Annotated in this window: 13 protein-coding genes; 9 read left to right on the forward strand and 4 right to left on the reverse strand. The window is 43.8% G+C overall.

All coding sequences use genetic code 11. The features are described from left to right. Positions 1-4: 4 nt before the first annotated feature. Together BTA30_RS15275 and maeN are read left to right on the forward strand one after the other, a co-directional pair. Entirely contained in the window at positions 5-796 is a 792-nt protein-coding gene (locus BTA30_RS15275) for a phosphatidylserine decarboxylase (protein WP_076762166.1), read from the forward strand. A 267-nt stretch (positions 797-1,063) separates the two neighbouring features. After that, positions 1,064-2,410 (forward strand): sodium/malate symporter MaeN, encoded by a 1,347-nt coding sequence (gene maeN, locus BTA30_RS15280; RefSeq protein WP_076762167.1) that lies wholly within the window; start codon positions 1,064-1,066, stop codon positions 2,408-2,410. A 58-nt stretch (positions 2,411-2,468) separates the two neighbouring features. Here the strand turns inward: maeN and BTA30_RS15285 are convergent, their stop codons facing one another. After that, positions 2,469-2,702, reverse strand: a complete 234-nt coding sequence (locus BTA30_RS15285; RefSeq protein ID WP_076762168.1) for a hypothetical protein — start codon at positions 2,700-2,702, stop codon at positions 2,469-2,471. A 245-nt stretch (positions 2,703-2,947) separates the two neighbouring features. Here BTA30_RS15285 and BTA30_RS15290 point away from each other — a divergent pair, with 245 nt between their 5' ends. From BTA30_RS15290 to mnhG, 7 genes are read left to right on the forward strand one after another with little or no spacing between them, the layout of a single operon-like run. Further along, on the forward strand, positions 2,948-5,350 hold the full coding sequence (locus BTA30_RS15290) for a Na+/H+ antiporter subunit A (RefSeq protein WP_076762169.1): 2,403 nt from the start codon (positions 2,948-2,950) through the stop codon (positions 5,348-5,350). Beyond that, positions 5,347-5,778, forward strand: coding sequence for a Na(+)/H(+) antiporter subunit B (locus BTA30_RS15295; RefSeq protein ID WP_076762170.1), 432 nt, complete (start codon positions 5,347-5,349; stop codon positions 5,776-5,778). The genes BTA30_RS15290 and BTA30_RS15295 overlap by 4 nt, the downstream gene beginning before the upstream one ends. Then, the gene (locus tag BTA30_RS15300) at positions 5,778-6,119 is read left to right on the forward strand and encodes a Na(+)/H(+) antiporter subunit C (RefSeq protein WP_076762171.1); all 342 of its coding nucleotides are present in this window, start codon (positions 5,778-5,780) and stop codon (positions 6,117-6,119) included. The genes BTA30_RS15295 and BTA30_RS15300 overlap by 1 nt, the downstream gene beginning before the upstream one ends. Then, positions 6,112-7,590 carry a Na+/H+ antiporter subunit D gene (locus BTA30_RS15305; RefSeq protein WP_076762172.1) on the forward strand — a complete coding sequence of 493 codons (1,479 nt, stop codon included), beginning with the start codon at positions 6,112-6,114 and terminating at the stop codon, positions 7,588-7,590. Before BTA30_RS15300 ends, BTA30_RS15305 begins: the two co-directional genes overlap by 8 nt. Before the next feature lie 5 nt (positions 7,591-7,595). After that, entirely contained in the window at positions 7,596-8,072 is a 477-nt protein-coding gene (locus tag BTA30_RS15310; RefSeq protein WP_076762173.1) for a Na+/H+ antiporter subunit E, read from the forward strand. Next, entirely contained in the window at positions 8,072-8,356 is a 285-nt protein-coding gene (locus BTA30_RS15315) for a Na(+)/H(+) antiporter subunit F1 (protein ID WP_003184842.1), read from the forward strand. Before BTA30_RS15310 ends, BTA30_RS15315 begins: the two co-directional genes overlap by 1 nt. Beyond that, positions 8,340-8,714: a monovalent cation/H(+) antiporter subunit G gene (mnhG, locus tag BTA30_RS15320; RefSeq protein WP_076762174.1), complete on the forward strand. Its 375-nt coding sequence runs from the start codon at positions 8,340-8,342 to the stop codon at positions 8,712-8,714. Before BTA30_RS15315 ends, mnhG begins: the two co-directional genes overlap by 17 nt. A 26-nt stretch (positions 8,715-8,740) precedes the next feature. On the opposite strand, the gene BTA30_RS15325 is transcribed toward mnhG, so the two are convergent. The 3 genes from BTA30_RS15325 to BTA30_RS15335 all read right to left on the reverse strand — a co-directional run bounded on the left by BTA30_RS15325 (position 8,741) and on the right by BTA30_RS15335 (position 11,114). Next, positions 8,741-9,130 (reverse strand): hotdog fold thioesterase, encoded by a 390-nt coding sequence (locus tag BTA30_RS15325; protein WP_076762175.1) that lies wholly within the window; start codon positions 9,128-9,130, stop codon positions 8,741-8,743. 17 nt (positions 9,131-9,147) lie between these two features. After that, entirely contained in the window at positions 9,148-9,786 is a 639-nt protein-coding gene (gene comA, locus BTA30_RS15330; protein WP_076762176.1) for a two-component system response regulator ComA, read from the reverse strand. A gap of 86 nt (positions 9,787-9,872) precedes the next feature. Beyond that, complete coding sequence (locus tag BTA30_RS15335; RefSeq protein WP_239695195.1) at positions 9,873-11,114, reverse strand: sensor histidine kinase; 1,242 nt, start codon at positions 11,112-11,114, stop codon at positions 9,873-9,875. Positions 11,115-11,550 lie beyond the last annotated feature (436 nt).

Raw genomic sequence — 11,550 nt, forward strand, 5'->3', positions numbered from 1 at the left:
CAGCTTGAAAAAGCGGCTTTACCGATTTTTGATTGAGTTGACAAATAAAAAGGGCATGTCCCGGGCATTGAAAAAGTTTGCTCAGTCAAAGCTCAGCAAACCACTTATCTCTTCTTATATCAAAACCTTTCATATTAACACAGAAGAAATGCTGGAAGATGCCGGCTCTTTTAACAGCTTGCACGAACTGTTCATCAGAAAATTGAAGAACGGGGCGCGCCCGCTCCCCGCAGATCCAAACAGCCTGGTCAGCCCCGTAGACGGGGTTATAGAAGAAATGGGCACGATCTCATCCGATAAACAGTTTATCGTGAAAAATAAACCTTACTCGCTCGAAGAAATGATCGGCAGAGATGAAGTCACAGGCCGCTATTTGGGCGGAACATATATCATCATCTATTTAAGCCCGAAAGACTACCACAGAATCCACAGCCCGGCGCACGGCACGCTTGAAAAACAATATTCGCTGGGAAACGCTTCTTACCCGGTGAATCATATAGGATTGACGTACGGAAAATCACCGCTGACGAAAAACCACAGGATGATTTCAGAATTCAAGCATCAATTTGGATCAGCCCTGTTAGTGAAAGTCGGAGCGATGTATATTAATTCGATCGTCATACTGTCGGATTCAAAAGAATGGCGCCAAGGAGAAGAAATCGCCTATTTTTCATTCGGATCAACCGTTATTCTCCTGTTTGAAAAAGACACCTTTCTCCCTGCCGAGCGCCTGCACCCCTCACTTCAAGTGAAAATGGGAGAAGTGTTGGGCTCTCTTACAAACCGAAAATCGTAATCCCCCGAAAACGCCATCGGGGGATTTTTTTAACCGCTTGTGTAAAAAACACCCGCAAAATAAACGAAAGCAGCCTTTTCCTCTTCATGAAAAACCGCCACCATAAATCAAAAGGCCTATATTTTTTTTAGTCAAGCGAATAAACATCACTTTTTCGGCCTTTTTCATTTTAATTTAATTATCAATCAATTATTTTAATTTAAAAAACGCACAGAATCGACACTTTTCTTCTACAATTGAAACCATACAAACATGGGGGTGTTTTTCATGGAAGCAGCAAAAGATTTGAAACCGATTACAAATCATAATCACCAACAAGATAATAAAAACCTGTTCCAGAAAATAATCAGCTGGAAGATTGGAGTTATCCCTTTTCCGCTTTATATTTCTCTGGCTGTCATTATCTTCTTAGCAGCGTATTTTAATGAACTGCCGAACGATATGCTTGGCGGCTTTGCTATCATCATGATTCTCGGAATTATTCTCGGAGATATCGGCCAGCGTATTCCAATTTTAAAAGACATTGGCGGACCGGCTATTCTTTCATTGTTCGTTCCTTCGTTTTTAGTCTTTTTTAAAGTGCTGAATCCAGCTTCGTTGGAAGCGGTTACAACACTGATGAAGACGTCAAATTTCTTGTATTTCTATATTGCTTGTTTAGTAGCCGGAAGCATTTTGGGCATGCACCGCACCGTTCTGATCCAAGGTTTTATGAGAATGTTCGTTCCGCTTTTGGCCGGGACAGTCGCCGCTGTAACTGCCGGAATTCTCGTCGGTCTTTTATTTGGCTATAGTCCTTATGAAGCTTTCTTCTTTATCATTGTCCCGATTATTGCCGGCGGTATCGGAGAAGGCATTTTGCCGCTGTCTCTAGCGTATTCGCAAATTTTGGGCCAATCTACGGATGTATTCGTTTCCCAGCTGATCCCAGCCGCTATCATTGGAAACGTCGTGGCGATTATCTCGGCCGGCCTGATGAAAAAGCTTGGCGAAAAACGTCCTGAATTAAACGGGAACGGACGCCTTGTCAAATCGAAAAAAGACGATGAAATTTTCAATCAAAAAGAAGAGGAAGCCAAAATTGATTTGAAATTAATGGGCGCCGGCGTTCTGATCGCTTGTTCGTTCTTCATTTTCGGCGGCCTGGTTTCCAAGTTCATCGCAATTCCCGGAGCGATTTTAATGATCATCGCCGCGGCTCTTGTAAAGTATGCAAAACTCCTGCCGGCCAGCATGGAAAAGGGCGCTCACCAGCTTTACAAATTTATGTCCTCAAGCTTTACATGGCCGTTGATGGTCGGATTGGGCATTCTTTATATTCCGCTTGATGATGTAGCATCAGTCATCTCTTTGCGCTTCATCGCTGTCTGTGCTTCTGTCGTTGTTGCCATGGTGACGTCAGGATACTTCGTCGGAAAACTAATGAACATGTATCCTGTGGAATCAGCGATTGTCACCGGCTGCCACAGCGGACTTGGCGGTACGGGAGACGTGGCCATTCTTTCCGCTTCCGGCCGAATGGGCCTCATGCCTTTCGCGCAAATTTCAACGCGTCTCGGAGGGGCATCAACCGTGATTGTGGCAACCGTTTTACTGAAGTTTTTCACCTCGTAAGAACGTATAAAAAAACAAAAAGGAGTCTGATCTATGCGATCGGATTCCTTTTTTGTTTTCAGCGTTTCTCAACTCTGATATATTCTCTCGGTTTAAAAGGAGCGGTTCCTTTCTTGAGCAAAGGCTCATCCTCTGCCCCTGTCTGAATCGGAGCGTAATCGCCGCGGTATTGCGGGTCTTCGTCTGCTCCGATGTCAGGCGGCGTTTCACGAGTCATTTCCCTGTTGATCATAAACGCTCCTGCAAAAAGCGAACAAAATAAACTGCAGCTGACAAAAGCTTTTTTTCTCACCTTTTATCACCTCAGTTTTCAGCTTGTTCAAAAAAACTTTCCATTATACAAATGCTTTATTTTTTGATAAAATTGTTTTCAGGTTCATAAGACCGCATAAACAAGTGATTTTTTGTGATCATGCAGCCGATTAAAATTTGAGTTATAATTTGTCTAGGTCACCAGTTCTAAAAAAGTACATAACGTTTGAAAATTTTAGTATGGAACAGAATGTATTTATACAAGCTACCTAAGGGAGGTTAACGATGACATCTTTACATATTGCGATTTTATCGCCTATTGCACTCGCCTTCTTTATTCCGCTATTGGCGAAATATGCCCGAAAGATTCATACAGGATGGTTTGTCCTGCTTCTTCCTGTTCTATTATTTATTTATTTTTTTCGTATGATCGGCATGACGGCAAATGGGGGCACATTAAGAGCCGGACTGGAATGGATTCCTTCCTTCGGCATCAACTTTACCGCCTATGTGGACGGCCTCGGATTGCTGTTTGCCCTGCTGATTACGGGAATCGGGTCTTTGGTTGTGCTCTACAGCATTTACTATCTGTCTAAAGAAAGAGAACAGCTCGGACCGTTCTACGTTTATCTGCTCATGTTTATGGGAGCAATGCTCGGCGTTGTTCTCGTTGATAACGTCATTGTACTTTATTTATTTTGGGAATTGACCAGCATCTCTTCATTTCTGTTGATCGGCTATTGGTACAAGCGGGAAAAATCGCGTTATGGCGCGACAAAGTCCATGCTTATCACAATTTTCGGCGGTCTTTCCATGCTTGGCGGGTTCATCCTTCTTTATACGATTACGGGCTCATTCAGCATCAGGGAAATGATCAGCCAGGTTGACTTGATTTCGGCTCACAGCTTTTATATTCCGGCACTCGTGCTGATTTTAATCGGAGCTTTTACAAAATCGGCACAATTTCCGTTTTATATCTGGCTTCCGGATGCAATGGAAGCGCCGACACCCGTCAGCGCCTATTTGCATTCTGCAACAATGGTTAAAGCGGGAATTTATATCGTGGCAAGGTTCACCCCGATCTTCGCTTTTTCGGGAGAATGGTTTTGGATCGTTTCCCTCACAGGGATTGTGACGCTTTTCTGGGGCTCCTTCAATGCGGTCAAGCAGACCGATTTGAAATCAATTCTCGCATTTTCTACGGTCAGCCAGCTCGGGATGATCATGTCGATGCTCGGCGTCGGATCGGCAGCTTTGCACTTTCATCATTTTGAATATTACATGGTCTCAGTTATAGCCGCCATCTTTCACCTGATCAACCATGCGACATTCAAAGGCAGCCTGTTCATGGCAGTCGGGATTATCGACCATGAAACGGGCACAAGGGATATCCGCAAGCTTGGCGGTTTAATGACGATCATGCCGATTACCTTTACGATTACATTGATCGGCGCTTTCTCGATGGCCGGACTGCCTCCTTTCAACGGATTTCTGAGTAAAGAAATGTTCTTCACAAGCATGCTCAGGACCACTGATTTCAGCCTGTTCAACGCCGGTACATGGGGTTTTCTGTTCCCTGTTTTGGCATGGATCGGCAGCGTGTTTACCTTTATTTACTGCATGGTTTTATTTTTTAAAACATTTACGGGAAAATATCAGCCTGAAAAACTTGAGAAAAAAGCGCATGAGGCTCCGCTCGGCATGCTGATTCCGCCGATTATTCTCGTCTCTCTCGTGGTGATTTTTTTCTTTTTCCCGAACATTTTGTCTTACAGCATCATTGAGCCTGCAGCTGAATCGATTATGCCGACCCTTTTGGGTGAAGGCGAAAAATTCAAGGTTCATATTTATAGGTGGCACGACTTTTCACCTGAGTTCTTTATGACAGTCGGCGTCGTTGTCCTCGGCATTCTGGCTTATTTGAGCCTTGCCAAATGGCGAAAGGTCTATGGCCTTCTCCCGGAAAAACTGACGCTGAACAAACTGTATGACAGCTCGCTGTCAGGTCTTGAGAAGGGCTCCAACAAGATCACAAGGACATACATGACCGGATTTCTCCGCGACTACCTTGTGTATGTTTTTGTCTTTTTTATCATTGTCATCGGCGGCTCGCTCGCGATTACAGGCGGCTTTTCATATGACGTCAAAGGAAATGCTTCAATCGGCGTATATGAACTCGTTCTGTCGGCGGTTATGATTGCCGCGACATTTACAACCGTTTTTGCAAGGTCAAGGCTGACGGCGATTATCGGGCTTGGTGTCATCGGCTATACACTCGCTTTATTTTTTGTTATTTTCAGGGCGCCCGACCTGGCGCTGACACAGCTCATTATTGAAACAATTTCAGTAGCGCTGTTCCTTTTATGTTTCTATCATCTGCCGAAATTCAGATTCAAGCCGAAATCGGCCAAGTTCAGAGTAACCAATGCCGTTGTGTCGATCGGAGTCGGAGCAATCGTGACTCTGCTCGCTTTGTCAGCAAACAGCCAGCGGTCTCTTGAAAGCATTTCATCTTACTTTATTGAAAACAGCTATAAGCTTGCAGGCGGCCATAATATCGTCAACGTGATTTTGGTCGATTTCAGGGGATTTGATACATTGTTTGAGATTACCGTTCTTGTCATCGCCGCTTTAGGAATTTACGGAATGATCACACTCAGAATGGAGAAAGGGGGAGAAGAGCATTGAAAAAACACCAGACAAATGATGTGATCCTTCAAACCGTTACGAAGATCGCTTCTTTTATCATTTTGCTCTTTTCTTTCCATATCTTTTTTGCCGGACATAACAATCCCGGCGGAGGTTTTATCGGCGGCTTGATGACCGCATCTTCATTCGTGCTGCTTCTGCTCGCCTATGATTTAAAAACGGTGCGGAATATCCTGCCCGTCAACTTTATTTATGTGGCCGCATCCGGTTTATTCATCTCCCTCTGCACGGGAATCGGTTCTTTTGTGTTCGGCGCTCAATTTCTCTCGCATGCTTTTGATTATTTTCAGCTTCCTCTGCTGGGGAAAACGGAGCTCGCCACCGCGGTATTGTTTGATATCGGTGTATATCTAGTAGTGGTCGGCGTGACCATGACCATTATTCAAACGATTGGAGAGAGAGAATAATGGAGATTTTAATGTCATTTATCGTAGGAATTTTGTTCACGGCAGCGACTTATTTATTGCTGTCAAAGAGCCTTTTGAGGGTGATTATTGGAACGGCCGTGCTCAGCCACGGCGTTCACCTCCTTTTGCTGACGATGGGAGGATTAAAAAAAGGAGCGCCTCCCATTTTACAAGAGGGAACGGCAGCATATGTCGATCCGCTGCCGCAGGCGCTTATTTTAACGGCAATCGTCATCGCTTTCGGTGTGACATCTTTTCTTTTGGTCATGGCCTTCCGCGCCTACCAGGAGCTGAAAATGGATGATATGGATCAAATGAGGGGAAATGATCAACATGAATAATCTTGTAATCCTGCCGATACTCATTCCTTTATTGGCAGCCGTTTTGCTAATATTTATGAACAAATCGATAAAGCTGATGCGCGCATTCAGTGCCATATCTTCCCTTGCAGCAGTGGCGGCCGCGGTTGTGCTCGTACAGACCGTGTTCACCGATGGAATACAAACATTGTATGTCGGCGGCTGGAAACCGCCGTTTGGGATCAGCCTTGTCGCCGATCAGTTTGCCAGCCTTCTTGCATTAACAACGGCAATTATCGGATTTCTGACCGTCCTTTATTCGTTTCGATCGATCGGAGAAAAGCGGGAACGTTTCTTTTATTATCCAGCTGTCCAATTCCTTCTGGCGGGAGTGAGCGGCGCTTTTTTGACAGGCGATCTGTTTAACTTGTTCGTATTCTTTGAGGTTCTGCTGATGGCTTCATATGTCCTGATCGTAATCGGCGGTACGAAGATTCAGCTGCGGGAATCTTTGAAATATATAGTCTTTAATATTATTTCTTCCGCATTATTCGTCATCGGAGTCGCTTATTTATATGCTGTAACGGGCACATTAAATATGGCGGATCTGAGCGTTCGGATCAGCGAATCCGGCCAAACAGGACTGATCACCGTCATCGCCGTATTATTTCTGATCGTTTTCGGTCTGAAAGGCGGGATCTTCCCGCTTTATTTCTGGATGCCTGGTTCTTATTACGCACCGCCTGCACCCATCTCTGCTTTGTTTGGGGCGCTCCTCACAAAAGTCGGGTTATATGCGATCACCCGGGTGTTTACGCTGATTTTCACACAAGATACCGCTTATACCCATCAGCTGATGGTCTGGCTCGCGGCTCTCACGATTATATTCGGGGTTATCGGCTCTATCGCCTATTGGGATGTCCAAAAGATCATCATCTACAATATCGTGACAGCGGTCGGCGTGATTTTGTTTGGTATCGCCGCCAACACACCTGCTTCCATTGAAGGGTCTGTCTATTACTTAATTCATGATATGATCATCAAAGGGGCTCTGTTTATGCTGGGCGGCACACTCTTTGCATTGACGGGAACGAACAATCTGAAGAAAATGAGCGGACTCATTAAAAGCCATCCCGTCCTTGGCTGGATGTTTATGATCTCAGCCGTTTCATTAGCGGGAGTTCCTCCTTTCAGCGGATTTATAGGAAAGCTGAAAATTGCAGAAGGGGGCTTTTTAAGTGGTGAGTTCGTCATTACGATGCTCATGCTGTTATCAAGCCTGCTCGTATTATATTCCGTCATGAAAATTTTTATCAACGGCTTTTGGGGAGATGACCGGGAAGATGCTCCGGCAAAAAGGCCGGTCAAAGGCTACATGTATCCGGCAGCGATACTGCTCTTTCTGTCACTCGCCATCGGAATCGGCACAGAGTTTGTCGCGCCTTACTTTCACCAGGCGGCCGACACGCTGGTAAACCCTGAAAAATATATTGAAGCCGTTTTGAAGGAGTAGATCGCATGGCATTACAAATATTATTGAATTTTATCCTTGCGTTATGCTGGATGTTTCTGAACAATGACTACACTGCTGTCAGCTTGATGATAGGTTACGCGATCGGATTGTTCTCGCTCTTTTTGATGAGGCGTTTTTTCCGCCGCCGTTTTTATTTGATCAACATTTGGGCGATTATCATGCTGCTCTTTATTTTTGCAAAAGAGCTGATCTTAGCCAATGTAAGCGTCCTGAAGACGATTTTGTCCCCAAAGCTGAAAAATAAACCGGGAATCTTTGCATTCAAGACAGATCTTAAAGCAGACTGGGAAATTACGACCTTGGCGAACCTGATTTCTTTAACACCCGGCACATTGGTCGTCGATGTTTCAGACGACCGATCTATTCTCTATATTCATGCCGTGGATATTGATGATGCCGATAAAGCCATCAGCGACATTCGCCATTCATTCGAAGAAGCTATTAAGGAGGTAAGCCGCTGATGTTTGAATTTATTTTGCAATTATCGCTCGGCATTTTGGCGGTCTCCACTTTTTTGTACGTCCTCAGGGTCATTAAAGGACCAAGCATCCCTGACAGAGTGGTGGCGCTTGATGCGATCGGCATCAACCTGATCGGAATTACGGCTCTCGTCTCAATCCTGTTAAATACGACAGCTTATTTAGAGGTTATCCTATTAATCGGTATTCTTGCCTTTATCGGAACCGTGGCATTTTCCAAATTCCTTGAGAAAGGGGAGATTATCGAAAATGATCGAAGCCGCTAAATTGTTCATCGCCGTTTTCATTCTATTGGGCGCGCTGATATCCTTGGCCGCTTCTTTTGGAACATTAAGGCTCCCTGATGTCTATTCGAGAATTCATGCCGCTTCAAAAGGGGCGACTTTGGGAATCATCAGTGTTCTGCTCGGTGTTTTCTTTTACTTCTGGCTGCTTCACGGCTTGATTACGGCAAAGGTGCTCCTCGGCATCGTCTTTGTATTCCTGACGTCTCCTGTAGGCGCCCACCTGATCGCCCGGGCCGCCTATAATACAGGCGTTAAAATGGAAAAGAAAAGCGTCCAGGATGATTATGAAGGCTACAGAAATTTTGTCATCAAAAAGAAAAAAGATTCTTATCTATAAAAAACTCGCCACTTCGGCGAGTTTTTTTATGAGGAAGAATGCTGAGTGACCGCCATTGTACACCTTGAAATGCAATTGAGGCGGTCCTGTTCATCACGGATTTCAATATTGAAGACCATTGTGGTTTTTCCGACATGGAAAGGAGTCGCGACCGCTCGAACGGTTCCTTCCTTGACGGGTCTGATATGATTGGCGTTAATTTCGAGTCCGAAGCAAGCCTGCTGTTTTGGATCGATATGCTGATACGCTCCGATGCTGGCGACCGTTTCAGCAAGTGCGACAGATGCTCCTCCGTGAAGATAGCCAAAAGGCTGACGCGTCCTTTCATCAACCGGCATGACGGCAACGCACCGTTCCTTGCTGCATTCTGTCAGTTCAATCCCCAATGCTTCGAGAAGTGTATGTTTTGTCTCCAACCTGCCATCCCCCTTGATTAAAGTACACCTTCAGATTTTGCGATTAAAACAGCTTCTGTCCTTGAGCCGACATTCAGTTTGCTGAAGACGGACGTCAAACTGTATTCAATCGAGCGCTTGCTTAAATGCAGAGCATCGGCAATCTCCTGATTCGTATAGCCTTTTTCGACTTCTTTTAAGATCAGACATTCCCTTTCAGTCAAGAGCTCATGTTCGGTCTGCTGGCTGCTTGATTTTGTTTTCTGCTGTGTGATCAGCTGTTTAAAATAATCATAATCTACGACAATTTTATTATCCAAAACTTGATATATGTACTCGATAATCTTTTCCTTGGATTCTGTTTTGCTGATCGCGCCGTGCATGCCTGAACGTATCGCTTCTTCAAAATAGTCTTCTACTTCATATCCTGTGTATACGATAATTTTGCATGATGAACATGTCTCAAGGATTTTCTTAGATAGGTCCATTCCGTTGATTTCACCAAGGTTCAAATCCATTAAGATCAGATCATACGCAGAAAAATCATGCTTCGTCAGAAATTGTTCGCTTGCTTCCGGGCTGAGGCAATCGACAATAAAATCCTGATTCGTTTCAAGAATTGCCTTCGTTCCCTCCATGACAGCCGGATGATCATCGATCACAAGTAATCTTCTCATAATTTCCTCCCTTTTGCGTTACCTTGCCCTATCACCATTTTATAGAAAAAACTTGGCAGATGCCAAGCAAAATTGTTAACTAAACATTACAATTCCATTTCAATGACGACTCTGAAGCCTTTCCCTTCTGCTGTCTGAATCTCCAGACTGCCATTCAAAGCGCGGACGCGCTCGCGAATCCCTGACAGCCCCATGTTTGCGCTGTTTTGATAAAGCTTGTCCTGGTCAACTCCGATACCGTTATCCTCATAATGAAGCACGACTTTTTCTTTAATGCAGACAAGCATAATCAAAATCTCAGTGGCTTTTGAATGCTTTGCCGCATTGCTCAGAAGCTCCTGCACGATCCTGTACAGATTCAGCTGTGTATCAAGATCCAATATCTTTGAAAACTTTTCGGTATTGAGGCGGATCTTTTCAATCGAGGAGGATTCTCGATGCTGCGCCGCCAGTTTGGAAAGCGCCTTTACGAGGCCGAGATCATACAATAGCTGCGGTCTCAGCTCCTGGCATGTTTCTCTTGTCATTTGAATGACGTTTGACATGTGCTCATTCATATTGATGAGCCTTTGCCGAATTTGATTCGTGCAGACTTTATCTTTTTCAAAATCGGCAAGAAACATCTCGCTTTGATGCTTCAATGAAATCATGTCCTGCAGCACTGAATCATGCAAATCCCTTGCCAAGTCAGACCTCTGCTTCTCTTCAATCGCAAACATCAGCTTATTCAGCCAAACCGGATTCGGCCCCTCTTTTTTGACATTTTCAAGATGCTCCATCAGCTCGCCGATTTTCAAAACGTTTTCCAAGGAAACGCTCGTATAAAAGGCCAGCGTCTCAAGCCAGGAAATCTCATCGCGCGTCAGCTTAGGCGTGTTTAAAATCGACAGACACAGCATGACATACGACGTCCCGCCCCGTTCACCGATTTTAATCAAAAACCCGCGGTCGACTTCGACAATTTTGCCGATATCGGTAATGACTTTGGCGACTTCTTTTTCATATGGTATCCAAGGATATTCTTCTGTTTCTCCTTCAAGCAAGGATACCGTTCCGTCGTTTTTCACTTTCAGTACATGCGCTTGACTGACAATCAGGACATCCAGAATCGTTTGCTTCAATTCCAAAAGAACTTGATTCAATGACGTATATGTCCGGATTGTTTGTGTGAATTTAAAAATGCTGTCTTGATAGTTAAACTTCTCTGAAAATCGCTTCAGACGGAAGCGATAGTCTAGGATTTCTTTTAGATAAAACAAACCAAGTATGACAAGATAAATATAAATTGTAAGTCTTGCGGTATAATAATCACCCGCCTGATACTTCATTAATATTATAGTGCAGATAACAACAATAGTTGGGATTATAGCTAATAATCCATAATACTTTAATCTACCTATTAAAAACTCAACATCGTAAATTTTATTTGATATAAATTGATAGACTAAAGAAAATGGTATTAGCAAAAGGCATGGAGCTACTAATGGTGCAGAGTAAATATAATCTCCTATTATAAATGTTGGTAATACATATAAAGTGAGAAAAGGCAAAATTGCAAGGTAATTTGTTAGCATAAGCATCTTCAAAAAGTATGCTTGTTCGGAATACTTGTGCTTAATCAAACTAATAATAATGACTATTATAGTGGTAACTATTCCAATCATAAAAGAGAATAGATTGATCATTGCTAATGAATCTCTTATAAGTTCCAAATGCTCCTTGAACAATTCTATTACTATATTGATTATTGGTAAGAGATATAAT

The sequence above is a fragment of the Bacillus swezeyi genome (assembly GCF_001969815.1).
GTDB lineage: Bacteria > Bacillota > Bacilli > Bacillales > Bacillaceae > Bacillus > Bacillus swezeyi.